Origin of the sequence: Amycolatopsis plumensis, assembly GCF_042652605.1 — a bacterium.
GTDB lineage: Bacteria > Actinomycetota > Actinomycetes > Mycobacteriales > Pseudonocardiaceae > Amycolatopsis > Amycolatopsis plumensis.
Genome location: NZ_JBHSJY010000001.1, coordinates 5,435,737 through 5,462,145 on the forward strand (window position 1 = coordinate 5,435,737; position 26,409 = coordinate 5,462,145).

Annotated in this window: 29 protein-coding genes and 3 pseudogenes; 8 read left to right on the forward strand and 24 right to left on the reverse strand. The window is 70.8% G+C overall.

Going from position 1 to position 26,409, the window contains the following annotated elements:
* Nucleotides 1-6: 6 nt before the first annotated feature.
* On the reverse strand, nucleotides 7-603 hold the full coding sequence (locus tag ACFPLC_RS26365; RefSeq protein ID WP_378198592.1) for a hypothetical protein: 597 nt from the start codon (nucleotides 601-603) through the stop codon (nucleotides 7-9).
* Between the two features lie 24 nt (nucleotides 604-627).
* Here ACFPLC_RS26365 and ACFPLC_RS26370 point away from each other — a divergent pair, with 24 nt between their 5' ends.
* Nucleotides 628-2,019: a class II 3-deoxy-7-phosphoheptulonate synthase gene (locus ACFPLC_RS26370; RefSeq protein WP_191310980.1), complete on the forward strand. Its 1,392-nt coding sequence runs from the start codon at nucleotides 628-630 to the stop codon at nucleotides 2,017-2,019.
* 16 nt (nucleotides 2,020-2,035) lie between these two features.
* Here the strand turns inward: ACFPLC_RS26370 and ACFPLC_RS26375 are convergent, their stop codons facing one another.
* The 5 genes from ACFPLC_RS26375 to pknB all read right to left on the reverse strand — a co-directional run bounded on the left by ACFPLC_RS26375 (nucleotide 2,036) and on the right by pknB (nucleotide 8,244).
* Nucleotides 2,036-3,331: a wax ester/triacylglycerol synthase family O-acyltransferase gene (locus tag ACFPLC_RS26375; protein ID WP_378198589.1), complete on the reverse strand. Its 1,296-nt coding sequence runs from the start codon at nucleotides 3,329-3,331 to the stop codon at nucleotides 2,036-2,038.
* Between the two features lie 185 nt (nucleotides 3,332-3,516).
* The gene (locus ACFPLC_RS26380; protein ID WP_378198586.1) at nucleotides 3,517-4,221 is read right to left on the reverse strand and encodes a hypothetical protein; all 705 of its coding nucleotides are present in this window, start codon (nucleotides 4,219-4,221) and stop codon (nucleotides 3,517-3,519) included.
* A 138-nt stretch (nucleotides 4,222-4,359) separates the two neighbouring features.
* Nucleotides 4,360-5,865, reverse strand: a complete 1,506-nt coding sequence (locus tag ACFPLC_RS26385; RefSeq protein WP_378198583.1) for an SPFH domain-containing protein — start codon at nucleotides 5,863-5,865, stop codon at nucleotides 4,360-4,362.
* A gap of 148 nt (nucleotides 5,866-6,013) precedes the next feature.
* Nucleotides 6,014-6,223, reverse strand: a complete 210-nt coding sequence (locus ACFPLC_RS26390; RefSeq protein WP_003100783.1) for a hypothetical protein — start codon at nucleotides 6,221-6,223, stop codon at nucleotides 6,014-6,016.
* Entirely contained in the window at nucleotides 6,220-8,244 is a 2,025-nt protein-coding gene (gene pknB, locus ACFPLC_RS26395) for a Stk1 family PASTA domain-containing Ser/Thr kinase (RefSeq protein WP_378198580.1), read from the reverse strand. The genes ACFPLC_RS26390 and pknB overlap by 4 nt, the downstream gene beginning before the upstream one ends.
* Before the next feature lie 103 nt (nucleotides 8,245-8,347).
* Here pknB and ACFPLC_RS26400 point away from each other — a divergent pair, with 103 nt between their 5' ends.
* Nucleotides 8,348-8,716, forward strand: coding sequence for an Rv2175c family DNA-binding protein (locus tag ACFPLC_RS26400; protein ID WP_378198790.1), 369 nt, complete (start codon nucleotides 8,348-8,350; stop codon nucleotides 8,714-8,716).
* Nucleotides 8,717-9,115: 399 nt separating this feature from the next.
* Here ACFPLC_RS26400 and ACFPLC_RS26405 read toward each other — a convergent pair.
* A pseudogene (locus tag ACFPLC_RS26405) lies at nucleotides 9,116-9,823 on the reverse strand (MFS transporter); the annotation flags it as partial.
* Here ACFPLC_RS26405 and ACFPLC_RS26410 point away from each other — a divergent pair.
* Nucleotides 9,822-10,343, forward strand: a complete 522-nt coding sequence (locus ACFPLC_RS26410) for a CGNR zinc finger domain-containing protein (RefSeq protein ID WP_378198577.1) — start codon at nucleotides 9,822-9,824, stop codon at nucleotides 10,341-10,343. The pseudogene ACFPLC_RS26405 and the gene ACFPLC_RS26410 sit on opposite strands and share 2 nt — an antisense overlap.
* 4 nt (nucleotides 10,344-10,347) lie before the next feature.
* On the opposite strand, the pseudogene ACFPLC_RS26415 reads toward ACFPLC_RS26410, so the two are convergent.
* Nucleotides 10,348-11,010, reverse strand: a pseudogene (locus ACFPLC_RS26415) (LLM class F420-dependent oxidoreductase); the annotation flags it as partial.
* Nucleotides 11,011-11,072: 62 nt separating this feature from the next.
* Between ACFPLC_RS26415 and ACFPLC_RS26420 the strand changes: the two are divergent.
* On the forward strand, nucleotides 11,073-11,327 hold the full coding sequence (locus ACFPLC_RS26420; RefSeq protein WP_378198574.1) for a hypothetical protein: 255 nt from the start codon (nucleotides 11,073-11,075) through the stop codon (nucleotides 11,325-11,327).
* Between the two features lie 85 nt (nucleotides 11,328-11,412).
* On the opposite strand, the gene ACFPLC_RS26425 is transcribed toward ACFPLC_RS26420, so the two are convergent.
* The 3 genes and pseudogenes from ACFPLC_RS26425 to ACFPLC_RS26435 form a co-directional block, all read right to left on the reverse strand.
* A complete protein-coding gene (locus tag ACFPLC_RS26425; protein WP_378198571.1) occupies nucleotides 11,413-11,733 on the reverse strand; it encodes a hypothetical protein in 321 nt (106 codons plus the stop codon).
* A gap of 306 nt (nucleotides 11,734-12,039) precedes the next feature.
* A complete protein-coding gene (locus ACFPLC_RS26430; protein WP_378198568.1) occupies nucleotides 12,040-12,222 on the reverse strand; it encodes a DUF397 domain-containing protein in 183 nt (60 codons plus the stop codon).
* Nucleotides 12,219-13,088 (reverse strand): annotated as a pseudogene (locus tag ACFPLC_RS26435) (helix-turn-helix domain-containing protein). Before ACFPLC_RS26435 ends, ACFPLC_RS26430 begins: the two are co-directional and overlap by 4 nt.
* Before the next feature lie 148 nt (nucleotides 13,089-13,236).
* Here ACFPLC_RS26435 and ACFPLC_RS26440 point away from each other — a divergent pair.
* The 4 genes from ACFPLC_RS26440 (at nucleotide 13,237) to ACFPLC_RS26455 (ending at nucleotide 15,668) form a co-directional block, all read left to right on the forward strand.
* Nucleotides 13,237-13,470, forward strand: coding sequence for a hypothetical protein (locus tag ACFPLC_RS26440; RefSeq protein ID WP_378198563.1), 234 nt, complete (start codon nucleotides 13,237-13,239; stop codon nucleotides 13,468-13,470).
* Nucleotides 13,467-14,291 (forward strand): SAM-dependent methyltransferase, encoded by an 825-nt coding sequence (locus tag ACFPLC_RS26445; RefSeq protein ID WP_378198561.1) that lies wholly within the window; start codon nucleotides 13,467-13,469, stop codon nucleotides 14,289-14,291. Before ACFPLC_RS26440 ends, ACFPLC_RS26445 begins: the two co-directional genes overlap by 4 nt.
* A gap of 410 nt (nucleotides 14,292-14,701) precedes the next feature.
* Nucleotides 14,702-15,100, forward strand: a complete 399-nt coding sequence (locus ACFPLC_RS26450) for a hypothetical protein (RefSeq protein ID WP_378198558.1) — start codon at nucleotides 14,702-14,704, stop codon at nucleotides 15,098-15,100.
* A 28-nt stretch (nucleotides 15,101-15,128) separates the two neighbouring features.
* Nucleotides 15,129-15,668: a hypothetical protein gene (locus ACFPLC_RS26455; protein ID WP_378198555.1), complete on the forward strand. Its 540-nt coding sequence runs from the start codon at nucleotides 15,129-15,131 to the stop codon at nucleotides 15,666-15,668.
* A gap of 70 nt (nucleotides 15,669-15,738) precedes the next feature.
* Here the strand turns inward: ACFPLC_RS26455 and ACFPLC_RS26460 are convergent, their stop codons facing one another.
* The 13 genes from ACFPLC_RS26460 to ACFPLC_RS26520 are packed head-to-tail and all read right to left on the reverse strand — an operon-like array spanning nucleotide 15,739 to nucleotide 26,403.
* Nucleotides 15,739-16,002, reverse strand: coding sequence for a hypothetical protein (locus ACFPLC_RS26460; RefSeq protein WP_378198552.1), 264 nt, complete (start codon nucleotides 16,000-16,002; stop codon nucleotides 15,739-15,741).
* Entirely contained in the window at nucleotides 15,999-17,000 is a 1,002-nt protein-coding gene (locus tag ACFPLC_RS26465) for a GH25 family lysozyme (protein WP_378198549.1), read from the reverse strand. The genes ACFPLC_RS26460 and ACFPLC_RS26465 overlap by 4 nt, the downstream gene beginning before the upstream one ends.
* A 3-nt stretch (nucleotides 17,001-17,003) precedes the next feature.
* Complete coding sequence (locus ACFPLC_RS26470; RefSeq protein ID WP_378198546.1) at nucleotides 17,004-17,675, reverse strand: hypothetical protein; 672 nt, start codon at nucleotides 17,673-17,675, stop codon at nucleotides 17,004-17,006.
* A complete protein-coding gene (locus ACFPLC_RS26475) occupies nucleotides 17,672-17,905 on the reverse strand; it encodes a hypothetical protein (protein ID WP_378198544.1) in 234 nt (77 codons plus the stop codon). Before ACFPLC_RS26475 ends, ACFPLC_RS26470 begins: the two co-directional genes overlap by 4 nt.
* Entirely contained in the window at nucleotides 17,898-18,419 is a 522-nt protein-coding gene (locus ACFPLC_RS26480) for a hypothetical protein (RefSeq protein WP_378198541.1), read from the reverse strand. Before ACFPLC_RS26480 ends, ACFPLC_RS26475 begins: the two co-directional genes overlap by 8 nt.
* A 2-nt stretch (nucleotides 18,420-18,421) precedes the next feature.
* Nucleotides 18,422-19,207, reverse strand: coding sequence for a hypothetical protein (locus ACFPLC_RS26485; protein ID WP_378198538.1), 786 nt, complete (start codon nucleotides 19,205-19,207; stop codon nucleotides 18,422-18,424).
* Nucleotides 19,207-20,337, reverse strand: coding sequence for a hypothetical protein (locus tag ACFPLC_RS26490; RefSeq protein ID WP_378198535.1), 1,131 nt, complete (start codon nucleotides 20,335-20,337; stop codon nucleotides 19,207-19,209). Before ACFPLC_RS26490 ends, ACFPLC_RS26485 begins: the two co-directional genes overlap by 1 nt.
* A complete protein-coding gene (locus ACFPLC_RS26495) occupies nucleotides 20,337-20,981 on the reverse strand; it encodes an SGNH/GDSL hydrolase family protein (protein WP_378198532.1) in 645 nt (214 codons plus the stop codon). The genes ACFPLC_RS26490 and ACFPLC_RS26495 overlap by 1 nt, the downstream gene beginning before the upstream one ends.
* Nucleotides 20,978-22,240 (reverse strand): hypothetical protein, encoded by a 1,263-nt coding sequence (locus ACFPLC_RS26500; RefSeq protein ID WP_378198529.1) that lies wholly within the window; start codon nucleotides 22,238-22,240, stop codon nucleotides 20,978-20,980. The genes ACFPLC_RS26495 and ACFPLC_RS26500 overlap by 4 nt, the downstream gene beginning before the upstream one ends.
* Nucleotides 22,241-22,252: 12 nt before the next feature.
* Nucleotides 22,253-23,116, reverse strand: coding sequence for a phage tail family protein (locus tag ACFPLC_RS26505; protein ID WP_378198526.1), 864 nt, complete (start codon nucleotides 23,114-23,116; stop codon nucleotides 22,253-22,255).
* Complete coding sequence (locus ACFPLC_RS26510) at nucleotides 23,116-25,713, reverse strand: phage tail protein (protein ID WP_378198523.1); 2,598 nt, start codon at nucleotides 25,711-25,713, stop codon at nucleotides 23,116-23,118. The genes ACFPLC_RS26505 and ACFPLC_RS26510 overlap by 1 nt, the downstream gene beginning before the upstream one ends.
* The gene (locus ACFPLC_RS26515) at nucleotides 25,694-25,870 is read right to left on the reverse strand and encodes a hypothetical protein (RefSeq protein ID WP_378198521.1); all 177 of its coding nucleotides are present in this window, start codon (nucleotides 25,868-25,870) and stop codon (nucleotides 25,694-25,696) included. Before ACFPLC_RS26515 ends, ACFPLC_RS26510 begins: the two co-directional genes overlap by 20 nt.
* Before the next feature lie 32 nt (nucleotides 25,871-25,902).
* Complete coding sequence (locus ACFPLC_RS26520; RefSeq protein ID WP_378198518.1) at nucleotides 25,903-26,403, reverse strand: DUF7426 family protein; 501 nt, start codon at nucleotides 26,401-26,403, stop codon at nucleotides 25,903-25,905.
* Nucleotides 26,404-26,409 lie beyond the last annotated feature (6 nt).

Below are 26,409 nucleotides of genomic sequence, written 5' to 3' on the forward strand. Positions count from 1 at the left end.
CCGGGGTCAGGTCAAGGTGGTGAGCAGCGCCCAGTAGCCGCCCCCGCCGGCGACGACCCCCATCAGCAGTCCGGCCAGCACTTCCGGGGTGGTGTGGTCGCGCAGCGCCACGCGTGACCACGCCACCCAGGCCGTCGGCAGGACGAGCAAGAGCGCCCACGGGCCGTACGTCAGCGTCAGCACGACCACGGCGGCCGAGGCGACCGCGGCGTGCAGGGAGATCTTGAACTTCGCGCCGAAGGTGATCGCCACCGCGACCACCAGGCTCGCCAGCATCGACGCGGCCAGCGCGACCAGCTGCGCAGGCGAGCCGCCGGCGAGCAGCACGGCGAAACCGAGACCGAGCGACGCCCCGGCGACCAGCAGCGGGACCCGGCGGCCGGCCCGGTTCGTCACGTGGTGGCCGTCCCACTTGCCGCGTCTCGCGCCGCGGACGATCACCGCCATCGGGATCAGCGAACCGGTGACGGAGATGAGCAGGCCCCAGGTCAGCGCCGGGAGCGGCCGGTGCCCGGTGGCGGCCCAGGCCACGGCGAGCGGCAGCGTCAGGACCCACACCCAAGGGGCCAGGACCTCGGTGGCCAGCCGGGAGAAGCGGAGCACGGCGCGAACCTTATCCTGGACCGCGTGAACTGGACTGTGGACGTCCCCGTCGACACACTGCCCGAGCTCCCGCCGCTGCCGCCCGAACTGCGGGAGCGGCTCGACCAGGCGCTGGCCCTCCCGGCCGCTCAGCAGCCGGAGTGGCCCGACCCCGAGGCCACCCGCCGGGTCCGCGGCGTGCTGGAGAGCGTGCCGCCGATCACCGTCCCGGCCGAGATCGACCGGCTGAAGAGCCACCTGGCCATGGTCGCCCGCGGCGAGGCCTTCCTCCTGCAGGGCGGCGACTGCGCGGAGACGTTCGAGTCCAACACCGAGCCGCACATCCGCGCCAACCTGCGCACGCTGCTGCAGATGGCCGTCGTGCTCACCTACGGCGCGAGCCTGCCGGTGGTCAAGGTCGGCCGCATCGCCGGCCAGTACGCGAAGCCGCGCTCGGCCGCGACGGACGCACTGGGCCTGCCGGTTTACCGCGGCGACATCATCAACTCCCTGGTCGCCAAGCCCGAGCTGCGCGTGCCGGACCCCGGCCGGATGATCCGCGCCTACGCGAACGCGGGCGCCGCGATGAACCTGGTCCGCGCGCTCACCGCCGCCGGCATGGCCGACCTGCACCAGGTGCACGACTGGAACAAGGACTTCGTGTCGGCGTCGCCGGCCGCGCAGCGCTTCGAGTCGCTGGCCAACGAGATCGACCGCGGCCTGCGGTTCATGTCGGCGTGCGGCGTCACCGACACGTCGCTGCAGTCGACGGAGATCTTCGCCAGCCACGAGGCGCTGCTGCTCGACTACGAGCGGGCGATGCTGCGCATGGACAACGCGGACGCGGCCAACCCGAAGCTCTACAACCTCTCGTCGCACTTCCTGTGGGTCGGCGAGCGGACCCGCCAGCTGGACGGCGCGCACATCGCGTTCGCCGAGCTACTGGCCAACCCGATCGGGTTGAAGATCGGCCCGACGACCACGCCGGAGCAGGCGCTCGAGTACGTCGAGCGGCTCGACCCGCGCCACGAGCCGGGCCGGCTGACGCTGATCGCGCGGATGGGCAACGGCAAGGTCCGCGAGGTGCTGCCGGCGATCGTGGAGAAGGTCGAGGCGTCCGGGCACAAGGTCATCTGGCAGTGCGACCCGATGCACGGCAACACCCACGAGTCGTCGACCGGCTACAAGACCCGCCACTTCGACCGGATCGTCGACGAGGTCCAAGGCTTCTTCGAGGTGCACAACAAGCTGGGCACCTACCCGGGCGGCATCCACGTGGAGCTGACGGGCGAGGACGTCACCGAGTGCCTGGGCGGGGCCCAGGAGATCTCGGACATCGACCTGTCGGGCCGCTACGAGACGGCCTGCGACCCGCGGCTGAACACGCAGCAGTCTCTGGAGCTGGCGTTCCTGGTCGCGGAGATGCTGCGCGGCTAGCCCGGCCCCGCTTGGATCAGCAGGCGTCGAGCAGGCGGGCCGCCGACTTCAGGACCGCGTCCCGCAGCGAGCCCACGTCCGGCACCGCCGCGCCGTTGGCCTGCAGTCCGATGTGGACCGAATCCCGGTACGTGGCGACCGCGATGCCCACCGCGTGGCGCGGGGCCAGCGGCACGAACGGGTAGACCTCCGCCAGCCTCGCGCCGTCGAGCGACAGGCGGGCCGGGGGCAGCGGGACCGTGGTGATCACCAGGTCGAACAGCATCGGCGCGGCCCGGCCCGCCGTGCGGGTGCCCAGGCGGTGCAGCAGCGGCGGGACCCGGTCGGCCAGCAGCGGCAGTGCGCCGGCACCGCGGCTCGGGCCCGCCGCCTTGTTGCGGGTCATCGCCCGGCGGACCACCCGCAGCCGCTCGACCGGGTCGTCCTCGCCGACCGGCAGGTCGCACAGGTACCCCGAGAGCTTGTTGCCGCCGAGCTGCGCACCGGCCCGGCCGCGCACGCTCACCGGGATCAGCGCGCGCAGCGTGCGGCCGTCGGCCCGCTGCCCGCGGTTGACCAGCCACTCGCGCAGGGCTCCGGACAGCACCGCGAGCACGACGTCGTTGGTCGTGCCGCCGTGGGCGCGGCGCACCCGGCGCAGCTCGGTCAGCGGCAGCCGGGCGAACCCGAGGCGGCGCTCGGCCGACGGCGGTGCCGACACCGGCGACAGCGGCGGGCGGGCCGCCCGCACCAGCGACGAGGCGATCCCGGCCTGGTCCCGGACCGTGCCGAGGGCGTCCTTCACCGTGTCCAAAGTGGAGCGCGGGGCGGAGATCGGCGCGGACGCCCGGTCCGGCAGCTTGACGCCGTCGAGCAGCCCGGCCGCAACCGCGTACGCGCCGGCGCCGTCGGTCAGCGCGTGGTGCAGTTTCAGCAGCAGCGCGAAGTTCCCGTCCGGCAGGCCGGTGACCAGCGTGAGGTCCCACAGCGGCCGGGTCGTGTCGAGCGGCTCGGCGATCCACTGCGACGCGTACGCCGCGAGGGGGTCCGGCTCGTACAGCGAACTCAACACGACGTGGTGAACGTGGTCGGCCGCGGTGAAACCCGGGTCGTCGCTCCAGCTGGCCGAGCCCGGCGGGAACAGTTCCGCGCGCGCCCGCTGGCGCAGCTTAGGCAGCCGCGCGGCCCGTTGGGCGAGCAACGCGGTCAACGCGGCCGGATCCACCGGGCCGCGGGCGGTGAAGGTGACCACCGCCCCCATGTGCATCGGGGTGGTTTCGCTTTCCAGGCACAGGAAAGCGACGTCGAGCGCGCTGAGCGGCGAGCCTGCCATGGGCGACCTTTCCGGGTTCGCGGGGGGCGCACGGCCACGTGCGTCGGAAGGGAAGGAACCCACTGCACCAGCCCGACGTGACGGCCGGGTGGTCGAAGTGTTTCCACGACGCTAACTACCCACCCCGTTCGTCCGTTCGAGACACCCCGGGCCGCGGTGCCCCGGCTCACAGATCGAAAACGGGCTCATTCCCCCGGAGCATGCCCGGGTTCTTCCGCCCGGGCCACCGGCGTGCCCCAATCGGGGGTGAGCGCGACCTGCTTGCCGACGCGGCGCACCGGCAGGCCGTTCACCTGCCGCTTGCCGAGCCCCGGCCAGATCTCCGCGGCGTCCTTCGCCGCGGCGCGGATCGCGCCGCCGTCGAGCGTGGTGCGGGTCTCCGGGATCTCCCGGTCCGTCCACTGCACGACCAGCTTCAGCGGGCCGGCCGAGGGGAGGGGCCACAGGAAGATCTCGTGCTCGACGGCGAACCGCGTGCCGCCGACCGGCGTGGCCCGCAGCACCGGGGCCTCCGGTTCGGACGCGGACGGCACCGAGATCGTCTCGGAGCTCGCCCGGCTGCCGTCGGCGTAGAGCACGCCGATGAGCAGCCCGTTGTAGTCGGGCTTGCGCCGGTGGTCGATCAGGCCCTCGGCGGGGTCGTCGACCAGGCTGTCCCGGGAGTACACCGTGACGCGCAGGGTCAGCGCCTGCGGCCACACCTCGATGGCCCGCAGCGCGACCACCGTGCGTTCGGAGCGGCCCAGCGGCTGCGCCCACGGCAGCACGGCCGGGACGATGTATTCGCGCGGGGGATCGGTCCAGTGCCGCCCGTTGAACGCGTAGAGCTCCTGTTCGGGGACGGGGAACAGGGGACGCTCGCGCGGACCGCCGGTGAAGAAGCTGCTCATCGGGCGGCCCGCGACACGCTGTCCGGCACCATGCGCCCACGGTAGGACAACCGCCCGGGAATTTCCGCCCCCGATCGGGCGTACGGCCCTTGCTCCCCGTGATCCGGGACACAAGGGCCGTACACACACGGTGATCCGTCAGTCGCTGAGCTTCAGTTCGCCGTTCTTCCGCGCGGCCTCGTCGAGCTCCTTCTCCGTCGGCTTGCCCATGGCGTCCATCAGCTGGCGGGCCAGGCCGAGGCCGGTCCCGCCGAGCGACAGCGCCTTGGCGAACATGTCGGACATGCCGTCGGCGCCGTTGAGCACGACCATGTGGTCGACGTTGCCGAACGCGCTCGCGCCCGCCTCGACGATCTCCGGCCAGCGCTCGGCCAGCTGCTGCGCGACGACGGCTTCCTGGTTCTCCGCCAGCGCCGCCGCCCGCGCCTTGATCGCGTCCGCCTCGGCCAGGCCCTTCGCACGGGCCGCCTCGGCTTCGGCGAGGCCGCGCGCCTTCGCGGCTTCCGCCTCCGCCAGGCCGCGGGCCTTGGCCGCGGCGGCCTCGGCCTCACCGGTGGCCCGGGTCGCGCCCGCCGTCGCTTCGGCGCGGGCCTTGGTGGCCTGGGCCTCGGCCTCGGCGGCGGTCTTCACGCGGGTGGCGTCCGCTGCGGCCCGCAGCTCGGTCTCCTTCGCCTCGGCCTGTGCCTTGGCGATGGAGGCGTCGCGGGCGGCGTCGGCCGTGGTCCGGGTGTCGTACGCCTTCGCGTCGGCCGGCTTGCGGACCTGCGACTGCAGCCGCTGCTCGGCCAGCGCCGCCTCCAGCTCGGCGGCCCGCGTCTCTTGGACGACGACCTCCTGGCGCGCGGTCGCCTCGGCCAGCGGCCCGGACTGCGACGCCTTCGCCCGCGCCTGGTCCACCTCGGCCTGGTAGCCGGCCTGCTGGATCTGGCTCTCGCGGACGGCGGCGGCCTTCTTCGCGGCCGAGACCTGCTCGACCTCGGCGGCCTCCTGGTCGCGCTGCGCTTCGGCGATGCGGGCGGACGCGGCGATCGCGGCAGCGTGCGGCTTGCCGAGGTTGAGGATGTAGCCGGACTCGTCGTCGATCTCCTGGATCTGCAGCGAGTCGACGATCAGCCCGAGCTTGATCATCTCGGTGGCCGAGGACTGGCGCACCTCGCCGGTGAGCGCGTCCCGGTTGTGGATCATCTCCTCGATGGTCAGCCCGCCGACGATCGAGCGCAGGTGCCCGGAGAACAGCTCGTGGATCGTGTCGTTCATGCCCTTCTGCTGGTCCAGGAACCGGCGGGCGGCGTTGGCGATCGAGGCGTAGTCGTCCCCGACCTTGTAGATCACGACGGCCCGCACGGTGACCGGCAGCCCCTGCTTGGTGACGCAGGAGACCTGCAGGTTGACGCCGCGGGTGTCCAGCGACAGCCGCCGCGCGGTCTGGAAGCCGGGGATGACGTTCACCCCGCGGCCGGTGATGATCTTGAAGCCCAGGCTGTCCGCGGTCTCCGCGCGGTCGACGCGGACCCCCAGCCCGGAGATGATCAGCGCCTCGTTCGGTTCGGCCACTTTGTACAGCAGCCGCAGGATCCCGAAGACGACGATCAGCACGGCGATGACGCCACCGGCGGAAACCAGCAGGATTTCCACGAGGCTCATGGCACCGACCCCCTCGCTCTTTTCTGTTGTGCGTGTGTTGGTGCCCCTTCCACGCCGCCCGGCGCCCGACGGTTGCCACCGTCGTGAGTGAAAAAGAGGGTTCTAACCCTCTTTTTCACTCACGACGGACTGTGGCACGGCGGCCGGGTCAGCGGCTCAGGGGTTGCCACCGTTCCACGTAAACCGTCCGCGGGGGTTCGAAGTCGACCACGAGCACCTGGGTGCCCGACGTGAACGTCTCCTCCGGGTCGGCCGGGTAGGCGTAGAACGCCTCCGTGCCGCCCCGGACGTTCAAGAGCACCTCACCGATGAGGCCGGGGCCGATCGTGCCCGTCACGCGGCCCCGGCTGCCGATCATCCCCCGAACCCCTTCAGCTTGACCTTGGAGTTCTTCGCCACGAACGTGCCCGGCTCCGGGTCCTGCTGGAAGACGAAGTCGAACCCGCCGCCACCGCCGCCGGGGCCGCGGCCCCGGCCGCCGTCGCGGTCGGCCTTCAGCCCGGCCTGCTCGAGGATCTTCTGCGCGTCCTCGAACGAGCGGAACCGGACGTCCGGCACCTGGACGGCGTTGTTGACGAACACGCCGATCCGCTTGGCCTTCGCCGCCGCGCCGGCCGGCGGGTCGGTCCGGGTGACGGCGCCGGCCGGGACGTTCTGCTTGAACTCCTCGCCCGCCTGGAACGGCTCGAACCCGGCCGCCTGCAGCTGCTTGAAGGCGTCGTCCTTGGACTGGCCGGTGACGTCCGGGACCGGCGGCAGCGGGATCGGGCCCTTCGACACGGTGATCGTCACCTGGCCGCCGATGGTGAGCTGGCTGCCCGCCGCCGGCGTCGTGCGGATGACCGCGCCCTGCGGAACGTCGGCGTCGAAGTCGTCGGTGCCGCGGACCGGCGTCAGCTGGGAGGCCTTGATCGCCTTCTCGGCGTCGGCCAGCGCGGTGCCCGGCCGGATGTCCGGCACCGCCGGGCGCCCCTTCGACAGCACCACCGACACGGTCGCGTTCGGCGAGAGCGTCGTGCCCTCCGGCGGGTCGGCGCGCAGGACGGTGTTCGACGGCGCGGTGTTGTCGTACTCCTGGGTGAACTGCGGGTTCAGCTTCACCGCCCGCAGCGCGTCTCCGGCCGCGGCCTGGTTCAGCCCGACCAGCTTCGGCACCCGCGCGGTCTTGTCGCCGCCGGTGTCGGTGAGGATGAAGGCGAACGCCCCGATCAGCCCGCCGAGCAGCAGCACCGCGGCGGCGATCACGAGGATCCGCTTGCGGTTGTCCGGCGGCGGCTTCTCCGGCTCGGGCCGGCTCCGGCGCCGCGGCGGCGGGGCCACCGGCGGCACCTGCGTGGTCACCGGCCCGGCGGCGTGGCTCAGCGCCCGCGTCACGTTCGGACGGTGCACCGGCATCGTCTTCTCGGTGTCCGGCACCTGCGGGATCCGGGGGAGCGTGCGTTCGGTGTCGGCGAGGTCGCCCTGGCCGTGGGACACCGGGATCGGCACGGTCACCGGCAGCAGCCCCAGCTGGGCGCGCACCGCGGTCAGCTCGGTGAGGAACTCCCCGGCGTCGGCCGGGCGCCGCTGCGGGTCCCGCCGCGTCGCGCGCACGACCAGGTCGTCGAGCGCGGGCGGCAGGTCCGGGCGCAGCTCGCTCGGCCGCGGCACGTCGTCGTTCACGTGCCGGTAGGCCACCGAGATCGCCGTGTCCCCGGTGTAGGGCACCCGGCCGGTCAGCATCTCGTACAGCAGGATCCCGGCCGAGTAGACGTCGCCGCGCGCCGACGCCGCGCCGGTGGCGACCTGCTCGGGGGAGAGGTAGGCGACCGTGCCGAGGATGACGCTCGAAGACGTCGTGCCCGCGCTCGCCACGGCCCGCACCAGGCCGAAGTCCGCCACCTTCACCGCCCCGCCGGTGTGCTGCCCGACCCGGCCGATCAGCACGTTTTCCGGCTTTACGTCCCGGTGCACCAGCCCGGAGGCGTGCGCGGCGGCCAGCGCCGACAGCACCGGCTCCGCCACGCTCAGCGCCACCGCGACGTCCAGCGGGCCCTCGTCGTCGAGCAGGTCGCGCAGCGTCCCGCCGTCGACCAGCTCCATCACCAGGAAGGCCAGCCCCGACTCCGCACCCGGTGGCAGGTCGAAACCCTGGTCGTGCACCGCCACCACGTGCGGGTGGTGCAGCTGCGCCGCGGACTGCGCCTCCCGCACGAACCGGTCCACGAACGACCGGTCGTCGGCGAAGCGCGGATCCATGATCTTGATCGCGACCGGACGGTCCAGCCGGGTGTCCGTCCCCCGATAGACGGAAGACATTCCGCCGTGGGCGAGCAGCCGGTCCACCCGGTAGCGGCGCTCCAAAAGCGTGCCGACCAGGCTGGGTTGGGTGCGTGTCACGAGTATGGATCGTACGGAATCGGCCACGCCTCGTGGAGGAGACCTCGCGGGTCACCCGTGCGCACTAGCGGGTGAGGGGACGAAATGTGGCACAGTGTCACCTGTGAGTGGGATTCGTGTCGCCGAAGACATCCTCGACACCGCCATCGCGGTCCTCCCGTTGCCGGAGGTGGCGACCGTCCTCGGGACTTCGGCCAACAAGGTCCGGCAGATGCTGCGCGACGGGCAGCTGATCGCGCTCAAGCGCGGCGGTGAACTGTGCGTGCCCAGCGACTTCTTCGTGAAGGACGGCGTCGTCAAGGGCCTGGCCGGCACGATCACCGTGCTCGCCGACTCCGGCTTCTCCCGGACCGAGATGCTGCGGTGGCTGTTCACCGCGGACGACACCCTGCCCGGGAGCACGCCGATCAACGCCCTGCGGACCAGCCACGGCACCGAGGTCAAGCGGCGTGCCCAGGCGATGGCGTTCTGACCTGCTGAAACAGGCTGCGATCAGCTGAACGCCCGCCGCGGTGAGCAGGCAGGCGGGGAGCGACCACGCGGCCAGCGGTCCGGCCAGTGCCGCGCCCGCCGCCAGCCCGGTGATCTTCACGCTCGCCGCCGTCGTGAACACCTGCGCCCGGACGTGCTCCGGCGCTTCGCGGTGGCGGATCGCGAACAACGCGGTGAGCTGCGGACCTTCGGCGAAACCGGCCAGCACGGCGGCCACGATGACACCGTGCCCACCGGCGGCGAGCAGGCAGCTCGCCGCCAGCAGGAGGGTGCTCAGCCGGACGATCCGGTCGGGTGCCCACGGCAGTGGTTTCTTCGCGAGGACCGCGTTGGCCAGCAGGGAGGCCACGGCCAGGACGGCCAGCAGCAGTGCGCCGTCCGCCGGGCCGCGCAGGTGCGCCGCGCCCAGCAGCGGGTAACAGACGGTGACCATGCCGATGCCGGCGCAGGAGATCGTCGAGGTGACGGTCGCCCGCCTGAGCGGGACGTTGCGGACGAGGACCCGGAAGCCGTCCTTGAGGCGGGTCTTCTTCGGTGTCCGCTTCGGCAGGGCCCACGCCACCGGGATCGCCGCGGCGACCAGGCCGACCGCGACGACCAGCCCGGCGGAACCGCCGAGCAGCCCGGCGAGACCGGGTCCCGCGAGCGCGGCGGCGGTGAACGTCATGGCGTCGAAGCGGCTGGCCTTCGGCAACCGCTCCGGTCCGGCGACCGCGGGGAGCTGCGCGGTCCAGCCGCCGGCGATGGCGGGGTTGAGCAGGCCCGTCACGACCGCCACCGCGACGACGGCTTCGAGCGGCAGCCGCCCGAAGAGCGCGCTGACCAGCGCAATCCCGCCCGCGTAGCCGCCGAGGGCGAGGGCCAGCAGCCGTCCCGGGGTGGCGCTGCGGTCCAGCAGGGCGCCGAACACCGGCCCGCCCGCGGCGGCGGCCGCGGTCAGCCCGGCGAGCAAGGCCGCGCCGGCGTGCGGACCCGTGGTCATCCCGAGCAGCAGCAGCGCGGGGCCCGACAGCTCATCGCCGGTCCGGGCGAGCGTGGCGCCGACCAGGTAACGCCTTATCATGGGCGAGACGTTACAGTGGGGCATGGCTTTTCCGCACCGGGATTCCGTGCAGCGCGCGGTGGACCTGCTGGTCGTGTTGCTGGTGCCGTCCCCCGACCCGGCCGCGGTGGCGCAGGTGTTGCGCGACCACGGCGAACCGGACGTTTTGCTGTCGCCGGACGACGTGACGGAACTGCGTACGGCGGCGCTGGAGCTGCGTGAAGTCTTCGCGGCGCCCGACGTCGCTTCGGCGGCTTCGGTGCTCAACGCGTTGTTCGCGGCGTACGCGGGCCCACCGCGCCTGACCGACCACGAAGAGGGTTACGGCTGGCACCTGCACGCGGACGCGGCGGATGACGGGCCCTGGGGTGCGTGGCTGGTGACGTCGTCGGCGCTGGGGCTGGCTTCGCTGCTGGCGGAGCGCCAGGACGTCCCGGGCGGGCTGTGCGCGTCACCGTCGTGCGGGAGGCCGTTCGCCCACACGGGCGGCGGGAGCCCGCGGAGGTTCTGCTCGCCCCGGTGCGCGACGCGCGAACGCGTCGCCGCGCACCGGGCGCGCGGGTGAAGCGTCAGCCCTGGGTCTTGTCCCGCCAGGCGATCCACGACTTGAGGGCGTCGAGGTCGTAGTCCGGGCCGCCCACGCCGACGGTGAACGTCGTGACCCCCAGCTCCAGGAGCTTCGGGCCGAGCTCGTCCGGCTCGCCCTGGACACCGCACGACCGCTCGATCTCGCCCGGGTCGCGGCCGACGTCCGCGCAGTGCTGGTCGAGGATCTTGACCTTGCGGCCGACGACCTCCGGGTCGCCGAAGCCGTGCCAGATGTCGCCGTGCTTGGCCACCAGCTTGAGCGTCTTCTTCTCGCCGCCGCCGCCGATCAGGACCGGGATCTTGCGGGTCGGGGCCGGGTTCAGCTTGCTCAGGCGCGACTCGATGCGCGGGAGGGACTCCGCGAGGTCGTCGAGGCGGCCGCCCGCGGTGCCGAACTCGTAGCCGTACTCGTCGTAGTCCTTCTCGAACCAGCCCGAGCCGATGCCGAGGATGAGCCGGCCGCCGGAGATGTGGTCGACCGTGCGGGCCATGTCGGCCAGCAGCTCGGGGTTGCGGTAGCTGTTGCAGGTGACGAGCGCGCCGATCTCCACCCGGGACGTCGACTCCGCCCACGCACCGAGCATCGTCCAGCACTCGAAGTGCATGCCTTCGGGGTCGCCGTAGAGCGGGTAGAAGTGGTCCCAGAAGCGCCTATAGACACTTAACGCTCTCTGGCCGGCGGCCCACTGCCCACCGGGAGCACTCGATGACCGCCGCCACGGGAGGCTATCGCCTCTTCGCCATCCGCCTGATGGTCGCCCGAGCGAGCCTCATCAGCTTCGTCACGCTGGCGCTCGTCCTTGGATCGAGTGTGGGCCACCTTGCGATCCAGGAGCGGAACTGGCCCGCCCGAATCGTCATGCTCACCATTCTCGCGGGCATCTGGTGTAGCTTCTTCGCACTGGCCGCCGTGCACGCTCACTCGCCACGCCAGCTGCGCCGGATGAAAAAGACGCATTAGACGCCCCCCCCCGCAGTTTCAGGACTTCGGCCCGAGGGCTGCGGAGGGGGCATGGCCGGGGGAGCGGCCAGCCTCCGGTCACGCATCACTCGTCGTTCAGGTCGAGCAACGCGTTAAGCCTGTCGATTTCGCTCATCGCCAGTTGTTGCTTAGGCGAGAGCGGGCGCGCAACGATTTCAGTAGCCCCGGATGGTCTCCGGGTCAGGAAAACGACGCCAGCGATCCAGAACCCCAGCGTGATCAGCATGTGCAAGTTGGCGAGCGTGGGCGGCCACTGCCACTCGAACGCGAGGATCGCGTGCGGGATGACGAAGACAGTGCTGACTACGGCGGTGGCGAACATCCAGATATGGATCGTTTGCGGCACGGCGGAGTTTTGAACCTGTACCTGCGTCTGGTTGCTCACGGGTGGTTACCTCCTTTAGGGCATTGGGATGACCCGGTTGCACCAGAGGTATCTCTGACCCGTGACCGATCGTTAGGCGACCTCAGCGATGTTTTCGGGATTTACCTCGTACGGCCGAAGATCCAGGTCACGCGACGGTTGCAGATCGGTACGGGGTTCACTTTCAGCATCACTTCTACTACGGTGACGCGCTTCGTTGCTCCTTTGGGGAATGTCCCCAATGGACTGGTGCAGATGCATTAGTCCGGTTGAACGGCGACGCCCCCGGCACCGTACGGGTATGCCGGGGGCGTCGTTGTGTGCGTGTTACGCCTGGCGCAGCTGCTCGATGAGGCCGCGCCACCCGGCAGCGGGCAGCTTGAAGTACCCGCCCTCGGGGTCCTTGCTGTCGCGCACGGCGGCCTGGTCTCCGAGCTTCGCGACCTCGACGCAGTTGTCGTCGTTGCTGCTATAGCTGCTCTTGGACCAGGCGTTTTCGGGTATCGTCATCCTTTCTCCATCTCTTCAATGGCGGTGGCGATGCGCTCGGCTGACTCGTCTTTGCTCAGCGCCACCGCCTCCCCGGCATCCACTGTTCTGGCGTACTCGGCCAGGTCCTCGCTTTGGTCGAGGATCTGGCCACTTCGCCGGGTTCCGAGGTGGACGATCGACAGCGCGGCTTTGTCGCGCGGCTCGATCATCGAGAACGCACCGGTCATGCCGGGGTACCAACCAGCGCGGTCGGGCACGATGCGGATCGTGGCGTTCGACTACTCGGTCGCGATCTTGTGCAAGAACCGCAGGGCATCGGCCATGACCTCGCGTCCACCGATGCACTTGCGGAGCGCCGCTTCGTCGATCAAGGCCTTGTAGGTCACCGGCCGGCGGGTGCGGTTCGGGTCGATGACGGCGCCACGGCCAGCGCGCATCGCGACGCGGGCGCTGATCTCGTGAGCCGGGACGGTGCCGCCGGACATGATGGCGCGGGTGTAGCCCGAGTCCTGCACCAGGCCGGGAAGAAGCACGAGCGCGCCGTCGGTGATGGTGGCTGCGTTGGCTTCGAAGTCGGCGAGGGCGGCGTTCATCGCGGCCTGCTCGCTCAGGGTGGTGGCGGTCCAGCCGTGCTGGGCTTCGTCGCCGTTGACCATGGCGACGATCTGGTCGAAGCGCTCGCCTCGAACACCCAAGAGGGTCAGCATCCGCGCGACATCCTCGACCTTCACCGGCGAGATACCGGTCTCGATCCGCGACAGGTGCGCCTTCGAGATGCCCACTTCGTCGGCGAACGCCGTCAACGTGACATCGCGCTGAACGCGCTCGGCACGCAGGTGAGCACCGATTTTCGCGGACTTCGCGGAGGCCTTGTTTTCTGCCATGGAACGAGGATAGAGCAGGCATCCAGCGGATACAGCGTCGCCCGATCGGCTCACTTGCGACGGTCGTTCCCTTGTGTTCCACTTGTTGTGGAACGAGAGGGAACGTCAGGTAACGCCCTCTACCTCGAACTGTACCGCGGGGGCGGCGATGGAGATGCAGGTACGCGGGTGGCGCGAGGAGCGCACCGCTTGGGCGTTCGACACGACCGGGCGGCGGATCCCGATCGTGACCGGGCTGACCACGAGCGAAGGCCGGACGGTCGCCGTGCTGGCGGTCGCCGACGGGCCCAGCGTCATCCTCGACGGCGACGCGTCCCAGCTGCGCACCAACATCGTCCAGACCCTCGAAGACCTCAAGGACGCGCGACGGGCGGGCCGATGATCGTGCACGAGACCAGCGACACCCGGCAGTCCCGTGCGCGTATCTGGAACGCGATGCTCGGCGGCGGCGAGGCCTACGAGGACGACCGATTCGTCCTCCAGAAGCTGAAGGCCATAGCGCCGGACGTCAGCCTGCTCGCGGTCCACGAGGTGGAGTTCATCGAGCGGGCCTGGCGGCACATCGTCGGGCGCCGCGGCATCCGCCAGGTCATCTACTGCGGCGCCCCGATCCCGCCCGGCGCGCCACCGCACGCCGCGGACCTCGAGTCCATCGCCCTCGGCCGCCTGGAGCGGGTGGTCTACCTCGAGCCCGATGCGGTACTGAGCGCCAAGGGCGCCGGCTACCTCGCCGACAACATCGCGACCGTCCGGCACGTCGACCCGCTCGATCTGCCCAAGGTCGACGCGAAGCTGAAGCACTACCTCGTGTGGGACGAGCCGGTCGCGATCGTCGCACCCGGCGTGCTGCACTGGCTCGGCGAAGACGCGGCGCGCGAATGGCTGCGGGACCTGAGCACGATGTTCCCGCAGGGCGGCTACCTGATCGCGTCGCACTTCCTCGACCCCGAACCGGCAGACCCGGCCGTGGTGGTGCTCGTCGAGCAGCTGATCCAGCGACTCGACAGCACCGGCGTCCTCGCCGGCGGATTCTTCCGCCGGGCGGCGGCGATCGAAGCGCTGTTCGACGGCTGGGACCTGATCGGGCCTGGCGTCGTCCCAGCGCGAGACTGGTGGCCGCACGGTCCGAAGCTGCTCCACATCGAGACGCCGTGCGACCGGCTGATGGCCGGGGTCGTCGCGACGATTCCCCGCTCGCCCTGATCAGCCCGGCCGGCGCGCGACCACCCCTCGCACGCGCCGGCCGGGTGCCGCGCCCCACAGGGGGTGGCGCGGCACGCTGCCGGGCCCGCGCCCCTCGAGGGCCCGGCAGCACTCCAGCTCCGCCCGCCCCACCCCGCTCCCCGCACGGCCTGCAGGGTCCGCGTCGAGGGGCGGGCGGACCAGACCGCGCCCCGTCGCGTACGGGCGGGCGCGGAGCCGGACCCCCAGGCCCTCCCGCCGGGGGTCCGGTCTACAACTCCACGCCGGCCGCGCCGACACCCCGCCAGCCCCCGCGGAGGTGGTCATCCCCGGGCAGCGGCGGCACCTCGCGCACCGGTCCCGCACACCGGCGCGCCCGCCCGGCCCCCGAGCTGCAGACGAGGGCCGGGCCCGTTTCCAGGGAGCCATTCGTGTCGCCGGAAATCGCCGCCTACCTGCTCGCCCTCGACCTCTGCTTCCGCTACGCCGACGGCGCCACGATCCAGGAGATCGTCGCCGCGACCGGACTCAACTACCGGCAGGTGAGGGAGACGTTGCTGGCGTTCGGTGTGACGCTGCGGGCGCCGAAACCGCGGATGCCGCCGGCGCCGCCGGGCATGGTCGATGCGTACGTCGTCCAGCGGAAGTCTCTGGCGGAGGTCGGAGAGCCGTGGGGGTGTCGGCCGAGACGGGGCCAAACGGATGCTGCAGCAGGCGGGAGTCACGATCCGGCGCCGCGGCCGTCAGCCGAAGTCGTAACGACGGACATGATCCACCGAAACCGAGTGATCCGGAGATTTCGTAACAGCTGGCACGCCGCCAGCGACTGATCGTCTGCAAGTGGACAGAGGGGACACCATGAAGATCCGTACGTCGCTCGTCGCCGCTGCAGCCGCCGTGCTGCTGCTCGCTGGCTGCGGCTCGCCGCCCGTCAACACCGGCAGCGTCAGCCCCGCGTCCGGTGGGGCGCCTGCGAGCGCCGCGGCCGCCGACGCGAAGAAGCCGCCGACCTGGGGCGAGCGCTACACCTGGCCCAACGGCGTCGCGATCGAGGTCACCCAGCCGGCCGGGTGCAAGCCGGGCCAGTATGCCCAGCCGCCGAACATCGAACGCGCCGTCACGCTGCAGGTGACCGTGACCAACGGCTCCGACAAGCCCTTCGACGCGACCCTGCTCTCCACCGCGCAGGCCCAGTTCGGCGGCGCGCACGCCGATGCGGTGTTCGACTCGAACGGCAAATGCAAGAACTCCACGATGAACGGCGCCGCCACGGTGCTGCCCGGGAAGACCCTCAAGCTCGACATGAGCTTCGCCGTCGGCAAGGACCCGGGCGAACTGCAAATCGAGCTGCAGCCGGACTTCGTTGGCGACAAGGCCGTGTTCGTCGGCCAGGCCTGACACACCGCGACAAAAGCGGCCCCTCGCACCCGAAGGTGCAAGGGGCCGCTGTCGTGTGCCTGCGGCGAAATCAGCCCGGATCGGGCGGCGCCTCCGGAGCACTGCCGGGCGCGGGCTCGTTCGCCTTGGCCCGGTACACCGCCGCCGGCGCGAGGACTGCGGTGCCGACCCCGAGGATCAGCACCGCGGTGGCGGTGTCGATGTGCACCCCGGCGAGCGCCAGGACGCCGACGACCGCGGGCGGGGTGAGGGTGCCCCACACCGCGGCCGTGGTCTTGCGGATCCGCGGCAGCGCCGTTCGGACGGTCCGCCACCAGGCGGCGAGCCGGATCACTGGCTGACCGCCTGCGTGGTGGCCTGCGCGTCTGGCCCGCTGATGGGTTCGATGTGGAGCTGGCCGGACACCTGGATGCTCTCGGCCACGGCCTTGGTGAGCATCTCCTGCATCTTCTCCGGCGTGATGTCCTTGTCGGTGGCCAGCTCCGCGAGCGCGGCCGCCACGGCGTCGGCCTTGGCGTTCGCCGCGAACGCCTGGCGGAGGAGCTCCACCAGGATGTCGACGATGTTGCGGTCGCCGAAGATGAACGAGCGGGGATCTTGGGGGTCGTGCGGGGTCGCGAGGACCTCGTAGCGCACGGTGTCGCGGGTGCCCGCGTTGATCGCGCCGAGCTTCGAGTCGATCACCTGGGATACCCAGGTCTTGAACGTGGCTTCGTCGGGCATGTCGTCTTCTCCGATCAGGTGTGCGGTGGTGTAGGCGCGGTTCATGTCGACCGACCCGGCCGAGCCCGGCAGCGTGCCGGACGAGCTGAACTGGTGGACGTCGTAGTGGCCCGTGTACCGGGCGCCGTCCTCCGGCTTGAGGCCGCTGTACCGCGGCGCCCAGATCACCGGGTCTTCGGGCCATTCGTCCGGGCGGCAGGCCTGCAGGAGCCAGAGGTCCATGTAGATCGCGGGGCGTACCCCGCGGGCGCGGGCCCGCGAGCAGAACGACCGACCTCGGGCCGTGGCGTTCGTCTTGTTCCAGCCGTCGCCCTCGATGTCCGTGGCCGGTGCGACGCCGGTGCCGCCGAGACGCTGACACTCGCCCCACAGGACGTCGAACGCCCGCCCGCCGTCGGTGCTGGCCGAGGCGAACTCGTACCCGCCGAAGGGGAGACCGAGCCGCCGGAACAGCGCTGCGTGCGCGTCGGCGGTCCACAGCTTGCCGTCGGCCTGCTTGCGGTAGACCGCGGCGCCGTCGGCCATCTTGATCCATCCGAACGAGACGTTCGGCAGCGCGTTCGTGCCGCGCTGGTAGTACGGGTGGAGATCCACCCCAGTTCCGGACATGGTTCAGTCCCTCCGTCGGAGCGTGGGGCCGGTCGGCAGCACCGCCGACGGCGTGGTGGTCGGCGGCGGCGTAGCGGGTGCGCACGCCGCATCCCCGGCCGGACCCTCGTCGATCCGGGTCCGGCCGTCGGAAAAGTCGTTGAAGTTCCGGCACCGGCCGTCGGCGTCGCGGTCGAAGTACTGGCGCGTGACCGAGACGCCGTCGGCGCCGTCTTTGCCGTCGGTTCCGTTGGCGCCGTCCTTGCCCGGCTGCCCTGGCTGGCCGTCGACACCGTTGGTGCCCGGCTGGCCGGGTTGCCCGTCCTTGCCCGGCGCCCCGACGCACTGCGTGGCGGTCAGCAGGCACGGCGGCGTCTGGCCCGGCTCGCCGCGCTGCCCGGTCGCGCCCGTGGCGCCCACGGCGCCCGGCTGGCCGGGCGCAGCCACCGGGACAGCGCCGAGGCCGCGGACCTGGTCGGCAAGCTTCCCGACGGCCTGCTCGGCGGTGTCGGCCCGGGCAGTGAGTGCGGTGACCTTGTCTGCGAGGGCGTCGTTCTGGGCACGGCCGATGAACACGGCGGCGGCGAGGGCGAGCACGCCCAGCAGCAGCAGGCCGCCGGAGAGCCAGATGCGGAGGTGCCCGCGGTGGTCCTTCGATTCGCGGGCGGCGCGGTCGATCACGTCATCGCGCGTCATGTGTCCTCCTCACCGAGCTGCCGGATCGCCTCGGCGATCTCCTCAGGTGTGAGCTCGCCGTCCTCGGCCGCGGCGGCGAGTTCCTTTGCGAACCGGGACGCGCCCTTGCTCGCGGCGGCGGGCCGTTCGCGCCCGGAGGTGCGGATCGCGGTGACGAGTCCGGCAACGCCGCCGAGAATCGCGGCGACCATCCCTCCGATGGCGACGAGCAGCTGAGCGAGGTCACTCACCGACACCTCTTCCGTGCCCTGTAACGGCCGTGCGAAGCACGGCGATCCGGTCTGGCGGTGCGGCGTCGCGCGCGTGGGTGTGCGCGGCGCGTGCTTGGGCGACGAACTGCTGTTTCAATTCGATCGCTTCGGGGTGCAGCGGGGATTCGACGGCGACCCGGCGGCATGGGTGGGCGGCACCGCGGGTAGAGATGCGGTGCCGGAGTTTCGCGCGGGCGCAGCGGGCGAGGTGGTCGGCGCGGGCGGTGTCGATGTCCGGCGCGTCGTGTAGCTGGTGCCCGCGCGACCAGTCCTCTTCGGACAGGTACGGCTCGGCGAGCACGATGTCCAGCAGGGTCGCGGTGTCGGTGGGTTCGATGCCGTACTCGGCGGCCCGCCACTCCAGAGTCTCAAGGGGGAAGAAGTGCCGGAACCGCATCACGGTGCCGTCGTCGGCGGTGCGCACGCCATCGACCGCCCAGATTTGCTGGCCACCCTCGGCGACGACCTGCGCGTCGGTGTGTTGAACTCGCATGATCACGTCCTAAATACCCAGAGGTGGAAGGTGTTGCTGGACCCGCCGCTGGCGGTGACTTCGAAGCCGGTGGCGCTCGACGCGGTGACCGCCCAGTAGCAGTCAGCTAGCGGCCCTTGGCGAGTGGCGATAGGCCGCATGGTGCCGAGCATCGTCGCGCCATAGGAGATCACTCCGGTGATCGGGCCAGCGCCCAGCGACATCGAGTTGACGAATAGCGCGGAATGGCCGCCGTTCGCGTCGGAGGTGCCCCACTTCCCTCGGATGTAGACCCGCTCGTCGTCGTAGAACCGGATGTACGCGTCTGCGCCGGTGGAGTTGAGCTGATGGCCGAAGACGCTGTTCCCGCTGTAGAACGAGACCTTCCCGCCGGTGATCCCCGAGCCGTCTTGGGCCTCGCGCTGTTGCACGAAGTTGGCCCCGAACATGGTCATCGATACGCGGTCGCTGCTGCTGGCGTCGTCGTAGAACTCGATCCGGGCGGGGCCGCCGGGGTTCGGGTTGATCGCGACACGCTGGCTGGCCCCGCCGCCGGACACACTCGCGAAGATGATGTTTCCGGCTCCGTCGCGGATCCGGATGACCTGGTTCGGACCATCGGGTCCGATGTAGAGGATTTCGTTGTCGGTCGGGCCGAGCATTTTGAGGAAGGCGTTGTTCAGCAGCGTCAGGCCGCCGGCGGCGATGGTGGCCGAGGACAGCCCCACTGCCTTCCACAGGCGGGAGATCTGGTTCTCGACGCGCTTGAGCCGGTCGAGGATGTTGGTGGGGAGGCTGATCTGTCCCATCAGGCAACTCCGTCCAGCAGCGGCGCGAGCGTGAGGTCGACGCGTTCGGCGTCGGCGCCCGGCTTGAAGCCCATGTCGACGATCCTGACCGGGCCTTCGAAGCCGGCGCGGTGGAACGGGTCTGGGGGGAGCACGAGCCAGCCGTCGTCGCCGCGGTTGACCTCGGCGGCGGTGGGGGAGACGTCGCCGCGGACGACGATGGTGGGCAGCGCGACCGGCATCCGCGCGGTCTGCTGGTCGGCCTCGGCGTGCCCGTCGAGGGTGTCCTCGTCTTCGGCGGACCCGTACTGCTTTTCCAGCTCCAGCAGGGGGAACCCGTCTGCGTACTTGCTGGTGTCCTCCGACACCGAGATCGGCATCCCGAGCTCGACGCCCTGGCCGGTCGCGAAAGCCCGTGTCGCCATGCGGGTCCCGTCGGAGGGCCAAGTGTAGGAGGCGACGTTGCCGCCCATCTCCCACCGCCACGCCGAGCCTTGCTGCCCCAGCCACGGTGTGCCGACCCGGAGCACCCGCCGGGGCGCCGCTGTGCCGGGGGCGACGTCGAAGACGAGGTCGGGGCCGTCGATGACGTTGCTCAGGTTCTCCAGGGCGTGGCCGACGTCGGTGAGGTCCCACCCGTTGTAGGTCCGGTCGCGGGGGATGTTCGACAGCTCGGTGTCGGCCGGGACGACGAGGATGTTCCCGCCGGTGTGCGTCTGTGCGAGCGCGACCAGCCCGCGGGCGATGTTGTTCTGGTCGGCGTTGGTGTAGGTCACCGACAGGCCGGCGACGGTGGTGAGGTCCGGGCTGCCGGGGATCAGCGGCAGGACCTTGCGGTGGTCGAAGTACGACCACCACTCGGCCGCGCCGAGCGCGACGGTCTGGGTGGCGCTGTCGTACTTGCGGGTCCAGACGATCCCGCCCCACATCGGCCGGTCGTCGCGGAACGCGTAGATGACGCGCCGGCACGGCATCGACAGGTCGTAGGGGTCCAGGTGCGCCGTCTTCGCGCCGAGCTTCCACGTGCCGTTGAAGGTGCCACAGTCGTTGAGCGGCTTGTTGAACGACACGTTGGTGAGCCGGATCTCCTCGAGGATCCGGTTCGTAGCCAAGTCGGCCAGCAGGTAGGTGTAGACGGGATTGGCGACCATCACGCGGCCCCGCACATGCCGAGCAGGAAGGCCCGCACCGCGGTGTACATGGTGTTCTGGCCGGCTGCGTTGAGGTGGACCCGGTCCGGTGTGGCCTGCTGGTACCGGTCGTCGCCCGGGAAGTACCACTCCAAGCCGAGGTAACCGGCGCCGTTGGCGGCGGCGAGCGCTTGGATCGCGTCCCGGTACGGCGCCTGGGGCCCGCGGGTCGCGGTCAGGTCCGGGTTGTACACCCACGGGGTGTGGATGAACGCCAGAGTGGAGCCCTCGGACAGGGCCCGGATCCGGTCGATGATCTGCTGGTACTGCGACGCGAACAGTGCCGGCGGGATGCCCGCAGCCCAGTCGTTGATGCCCCAGCCCAGCAGGATCAAGCTCGGGTGGTGGACGGTGAACTCGACGTGCCCGGCGTACCTCGCGCCGGGCAGGTAGTCCGCCGTCGCGCTGCCAGGGATGGCGCCGCCGATCCACACCTGCGTCCCGGGCGCGCCGTCGCTGCGGAACGAGTCGCCGAGCATCTGGTGCCAGCGGAGCGGGGGATCGACAGCGCCGCCCTCGAAGAGGGAGTCGCCGAGCAAGTGGATGGTCGGCGACCCGGCCGCCAGCGCTGCAGGCCACGCACCCGGTGTGGCTGGGCGGGTCACAGGATCACCGCCGTGTTCGGCGGCGCGACACCGATGTCTTCGATCATGAGGAGGATGGGCGACGCCGTGTTGTCGCCGTACACCTGGACGGTGCCGCTGCCGGTGTTTCGCTCGCCGGTCAGCAGAAAACTGGCGGTCTGGTTGGCGCCGGGGATGTAGGTGGTGTCGACCTTGGCTTGGACTGCGGCCCCGCCGCCGTTGATCAGCTTGCCCTCAGCACGGGCGCCCGATAGCTGCGAGCTGTTGGGGTCGCCTGCGATGGCGACACCGGTTGTGCTGATCCACACGTTGAGGCTGTCGGTGTCGTTGGCGGTGCCGAAGAGGTTGATGGCGCAGGTGAACACCCGGTACGCCCGCCCGGACAGGAGCGAGACATTGTCGATCCGCAGGACGTTGGTCGGGTTGCCCGCGGTGGATGAGCTGGTGCGCTTGCCGTAGGCGATGATGCCGCGGGCGGGGACCCAGGCGGTGCCGGTGTAGCGGTAGAGCTGGCCGTCGGTGGTGTTCTGCGCGTACTGCCCGGCGTACGGGTTGGTGATGCTGGCGTTGCTGGCGGTTTTGACGAACGCGGGCGCGCGCCAGGCGGTGCCGTCGTAGACCTCGATCCAGTCGAGGTCACGCCGGTAGATCTGCTGCCCGTCGAACGGGTTGGCCAGCGCGGCGCGTTCGGTGGCGTCGGCGACGGGCAGCAGGCCGCCGACGGTGACCGCGGAGGGGAGCGCGACGTTGGCGATGTTCGCCGTCTGGATGGTCGTGGCGTTGGCCGGCACCGTGATGCGGGCGAGCAGCACGTAGTCGGCGCTGCCGGTGACGGTCGGATCGAGCGGGGTCCCGGCCGGGGTACCGGTGACGCGCTTGACGACCATGTTGCTGTTCGCGTCGCCGAAGAAGGTGTCGGACTGCTGGGCGATGATCAGGTCTATCCGCGCGTTCGACGGATCGGCGGCCGTGCCGCCGTTGGCGGGGTTGAGGACGTCGATGTCCTTGATCGAGTCGAGGATCATCGTGTAGGTGCCGCCGCCGCGGCTGGACTGCCGCACGTACCGGAACGGCTGGACGTGCACGGTGGTATTCGCGGTCGGCAGGGTCGCGAGCACGCTGCCCGGCACCGCGGCCGTCCCGGTGGGGACCATCCCGGAACGGGAGGTGACCGCCCCGGCCGGAGTCCACAGCGCGGCCATGGAGTGCCGGACGTCCTCGGCGCTCTGCACGCCGACGCCGGAGACCTGCTGTACGGCCCAGGAAGCTCGCTCAGCCACGGGAATTCCCCCTCACATCGAGGTCGAGTAGTAGAGCGCTTCGAGCTGGCCGAGCCCGTTCGCGCTGGTGAATCGGACCCGCGTGGTCCCGACTGGGAGGGTGAACCAGCCGCGGGTGATCAGCTGGTTCGAGCGCGAGACGCCGTCGGGGAACAGGACGCTGCGGTCCTCGTAGGACAGCAGCAGCTGCGCGCCCGACGGCAGCGCGTAGGCCGGATCGAAGGCCAGCTGGGCGCCGGTGTCCGCGTTGGTGATCACGGGCCCGGTGCACGGCCCGGTAATGCGGAAGACCGGCTGCGCGGGGGCGTTGCCTGCGTTGGTGAGCCGAAGCTCGCCGCCGGACTGCCCCGAGCCGTAGACGAGCGGGTAGACCAACGGGTAGATCAGGCCGCCGGTGCCGCTGGTCGGCGGGCTGACGGGCCCGGCGATGATCTGCGGGAGGTGCAGCTGGCGGGGGTTGGTGGCGCGCCACTGGATGGCGCCCTGGCTGTAGCCCATGCCGTTGCTGCGCGGCGATGGGATGTTGCGGCGGATGACGCGGGCGTTGACCATCGCCTTGACGCCGTCCCACTGCACCACCAGCGGCTCTTCGACGGGGTTCTCTGACGGCGCGGTGGCGGCCCGGAGGGCGCGCTGGGCGGCGCCGAAGTCCGCGGTGGACAGCGACATGGTGAACGACAGCGTGACCGTCCGGCGCCCGACGAGCAGCTGACCTGGCTGGGAGCCGTGGTAGTTGTCGAACTCGATGTCCCCGTCTCGGGTCTCCGGCAGGTCGAGCCAGCCCTCGAGGTCGGCGTACCGGTAGGCGGTGCCGGCGCCGAGCAGCAGCCCGCGCCATTCGACCTGGCCGTCCTTGGTGATGAGCTCGCCGGCCATCAGCCCCCCGTCCGCGAGAGCCAGTCGAGGTCCTCGGCGACCTCGTGCGGAGACGCGTCGGCCGGCGGGTGGTAGTTCTCGATCTGCACCGTGGCGCGCTGCTGCTGGTCGATGACCTTCTGCAGGAACGCGGTCATCTGCGTGGCGTCGAGCTGGCCACCGCCGCGGTAGAAGGCCTGGGCGAGGTCGTCGTTGTAGCGGTCGACGTTCGCGCTGCTGCCGCGGTAGGAGAAGTCTTCGAAGACGTCGCCGCCGTTGTTGATGCGGTCGAGGATTTCCCGGGCCGCTGCGGCCATTCCGGAGGTGTTTGTGGTGATGGTTCCGGCGATGGTGTCGGCGACTCCGGAGACCCACGTCTCGATGGGCTTGAATCCGTCCTTGAGGCCAGCGTGCAGGCCGCTCATGATCGCGAGACCGGCGGGCACGAGCAGCTGCCGGTCGTAGGGCAGCGGGCCCTTCAGGCTCCTGATCTTGTCGGCGATGCCGCCCACGAAATCCCACACCGCGCCCACGGCGGACTTGAGACCGTTGAGCAGGCCGCGGATGATCGCGGCACCGGCGTCCCAGAGCAGGCTCCCGAGGTTGCCCAGGCCGTCGAGGATCCGGCCGGGGATCGAGCGAACGAAGCCCCAGACGCCCTCGGCGGTGCTGATCATGGTGCTGATGAACCAGCGCCACGCTGCCCCGGCGGCGTTGGACAGCATCGACCCGAGCGCCGAGATCCCGTCGATGATCCGCTGCGGCAGCGTCCGGACGAAGTTGATGATGTTGAAGATCAGGTCGACGGTGGTGTTGAGCGCCCAGTTCCACGCGCCGGTGAACAGCCCGACGAGCAGGGACCCGATCACGATCAGCCCGTCGACGACTCGGCCCGGGAGCTGTACGACGAAGTCGACGACCGCGTTCACGCCGGCCTTGACGGCCTCGACGGCGAAGTTCCACGCCGCGACCAGCAGGTCCCACAGCAGCTGCCCGAGCTGAGACACCACCCAGATGATCTGCAGCGGCAGTGCGATGACTTCGGCGATCACCCACTCGATGCCCTGCACCACGGCGTTGAGCGCGAACTGGAACGCGGCGGTGAAGGCGTTCCACAGCGTGCCGGGCAGGCTGGCGAGGAAGCCGCCGATCTTGCCCGGCAGCGACGCGAACCAGTCGATCACCGAGGAGAACGCGGACCCGATCTTCGACCCGAGGCCGGCGAACCAGTCGACGATCCCGTTCCACACGTTGACGATGAAGTCGCGGATGTCGCTGATCCGGTCGGACGTCCACTTCCACACCGTGTTCCACAGGTCCACGAAGAACCCGGCGATCGGCTCCCAGTAGGTGATGATCGTCGCGACGATCGCGATCAGCGCGCCGATCGCGAGGATGATCAGCCCGATGGGGTTGGCGTCGAGGGCGATGTTGAGCGCCCACTGCGCGGCGGTCCACACGCCGAGCGCGATCGCGAGCGGGCCGATCCAGTCGATGTTCTGCTGGATGAACGTCGCGATGTTGAGCAGCACCGGGGCAAGGAACGTGATCGCTCCAACGAGCAGCGGCACCGCTTGCGTGGCCAGCTGCACGAATGCGCCGAGCAGCGGCGGCAGCAGCGGCGCGACCGCCTGCAGGGCCGCGGTGAGTACCTGGCCGACCAGGGCGGACACCTGCGCGATCGCGTTGGCGAGGGCGACCAGGACGTCATGACCCTGTGCGGTCTCGAGGAAGTCGCGGATGGCGGCGACCGCGACGCCGATGGTGCCGCCGAGCCCGACGCCGGCGTCCTGCAGCGCGCCGAACACGTCGGCGAAGATCCCGATGACGTTGTCGAGGATCGTGCCGAGGCTCCGGAAGGCGTCGATCGCGGTCTGGATCCACTGGGTGATGTTGCCGGTGTCGGCCATCCGCTGCACCCAGGCGTTGAACCGCTCTGCCGCCGCGCCGGCCCCGTTGGTCAGCTGCAGCAGGATCGGCATCGCGACCGCGCCGATCCGGATGAACGCCGCGATCACCGGCGCGGCGGCCTTGCCGATGTTGTCCACCAGCCGCGCCGTGAACGCGAGGATCGACTGCAGCTGAGCCGACTGGGCACCGGAGTTGAGCATCGCGGTGACCTTGGTCGCGACACCACCGACCGCGGTCGCGATCTGCTGGAGTCCGCCTTGGAGCTTCGGCAGCAGGCCCTTGAGGTTGTTCACCGCGGGGATCAGCGCCGACTCGAACGACTTCGAGACGTTCGCCTTCAGCCGGTCCAGCGTCGGGTCGAGCGCCTCGAAGGCTCTCTTCGCCCCGTCTGCCCCGAGCTTCACCGCGGCCATCACGCCGGCGGCCGCGAGCCCGGCCGCGACCGCGAGGCCCAGCGCTCCGGACATGGAGGCGAGCAGCCCGACGACGGACACGAGGACGTTCGCGCCCGCGCCGACGGCGGCGATCTTCGTGGCGAGGGTGACGAAGCCCTTGGCGGCCCGGCCGACCGCGTGCTCGATCTCGTTGAGGTCCTTGTTGCCCGCGCCGAGCCGCTTCAGCTGCGCCCGCGCGGCCACGAGGCCGGCGTTCCACTGCTTCCGGTCGAGCTTGAGGTAGCCCACCAATTCACCGATGTTGAGCGCCACGGGCCACCTCCTCTTCGGGTGCGAACTTGCGGGTGATGCGGGTGTCGCTGGCGAGCAGGCCGAGGATCCGGGCGCGCAGCCACCGCCACGAGCGGGTGGTGAGCAGCTGGTGGTCGCCGACGTCGAGGCCGTAGGTCTCGTGCAGGTCGGCTTCCACCAGCTGCCACTCGCTCAGCAGCTGGCGCCAGGTCAGGCTTTTGCCCTCGGCTTGCGCGCGGGCGGTTTCGCCGACGTCGTACCAGCGGTGGAGGTCCGACGCTTCGTCGTAGTCGCCGCGCCCCGTGACCCCGCGCGGCGTGCCGCGCGGTTCGGGGCCGGGGCTTCCCCCGTCAGCGCACCGCTCTTGAGCGCGTCGTCGGCGGCCTCCTCGCCGATGGCGAAGTGGATGAAGCAGTAGCGGGCGAGCCGCTGGATCTTCGTCCACTTCACGCCGTCGGCGACGAGCTCGGCGAGCGTGTTGCCGAGGACCATCTCCATGAAGTCCCGCTCTTTGGCGTCGTCGAGGTCGAGCTTCTCGACGTCGGCCTCGTCGACGTCGGCGCCGGACGCAGCCTTGACGCCGACGTTCGCCAGCGAGGCCAGCAGCAGGCCGGTCTTCGCATCCGGCGACTCGACGCGGTAGGTCTTGCCGTCGATCGGGACATCGATCGCGTCGTCGTCGAGGAACGACGAGAGATCCTTCAGTGCCATCGCCGT

Coding starts and splice junctions, on each gene's coding strand:
- ACFPLC_RS26375 (WP_378198589.1), bottom strand. CDS start 3,331: ATGGCAGGCTCGCCGCTCAGCGCGCTCGACGTCGCTTTCCTGTGCCTG.
- ACFPLC_RS26380 (WP_378198586.1), bottom strand. CDS start 4,221: ATGAGCAGCTTCTTCACCGGCGGTCCGCGCGAGCGTCCCCTGTTCCCC.
- ACFPLC_RS26385 (WP_378198583.1), bottom strand. CDS start 5,865: ATGAGCCTCGTGGAAATCCTGCTGGTTTCCGCCGGTGGCGTCATCGCC.
- ACFPLC_RS26390 (WP_003100783.1), bottom strand. CDS start 6,223: ATGATCGGCAGCCGGGGCCGCGTGACGGGCACGATCGGCCCCGGCCTC.
- ACFPLC_RS26410 (WP_378198577.1), top strand. CDS start 9,822: ATGGCTTTTCCGCACCGGGATTCCGTGCAGCGCGCGGTGGACCTGCTG.
- ACFPLC_RS26420 (WP_378198574.1), top strand. CDS start 11,073: ATGACCGCCGCCACGGGAGGCTATCGCCTCTTCGCCATCCGCCTGATG.
- ACFPLC_RS26430 (WP_378198568.1), bottom strand. CDS start 12,222: ATGACGATACCCGAAAACGCCTGGTCCAAGAGCAGCTATAGCAGCAAC.
- ACFPLC_RS26440 (WP_378198563.1), top strand. CDS start 13,237: ATGGAGATGCAGGTACGCGGGTGGCGCGAGGAGCGCACCGCTTGGGCG.
- ACFPLC_RS26445 (WP_378198561.1), top strand. CDS start 13,467: ATGATCGTGCACGAGACCAGCGACACCCGGCAGTCCCGTGCGCGTATC.
- ACFPLC_RS26455 (WP_378198555.1), top strand. CDS start 15,129: ATGAAGATCCGTACGTCGCTCGTCGCCGCTGCAGCCGCCGTGCTGCTG.
- ACFPLC_RS26465 (WP_378198549.1), bottom strand. CDS start 17,000: ATGTCCGGAACTGGGGTGGATCTCCACCCGTACTACCAGCGCGGCACG.
- ACFPLC_RS26470 (WP_378198546.1), bottom strand. CDS start 17,675: ATGACGCGCGATGACGTGATCGACCGCGCCGCCCGCGAATCGAAGGAC.
- ACFPLC_RS26480 (WP_378198541.1), bottom strand. CDS start 18,419: ATGCGAGTTCAACACACCGACGCGCAGGTCGTCGCCGAGGGTGGCCAG.
- ACFPLC_RS26485 (WP_378198538.1), bottom strand. CDS start 19,207: ATGGGACAGATCAGCCTCCCCACCAACATCCTCGACCGGCTCAAGCGC.
- ACFPLC_RS26490 (WP_378198535.1), bottom strand. CDS start 20,337: ATGGTCGCCAATCCCGTCTACACCTACCTGCTGGCCGACTTGGCTACG.
- ACFPLC_RS26505 (WP_378198526.1), bottom strand. CDS start 23,116: ATGGCCGGCGAGCTCATCACCAAGGACGGCCAGGTCGAATGGCGCGGG.
- ACFPLC_RS26520 (WP_378198518.1), bottom strand. CDS start 26,403: ATGGCACTGAAGGATCTCTCGTCGTTCCTCGACGACGACGCGATCGAT.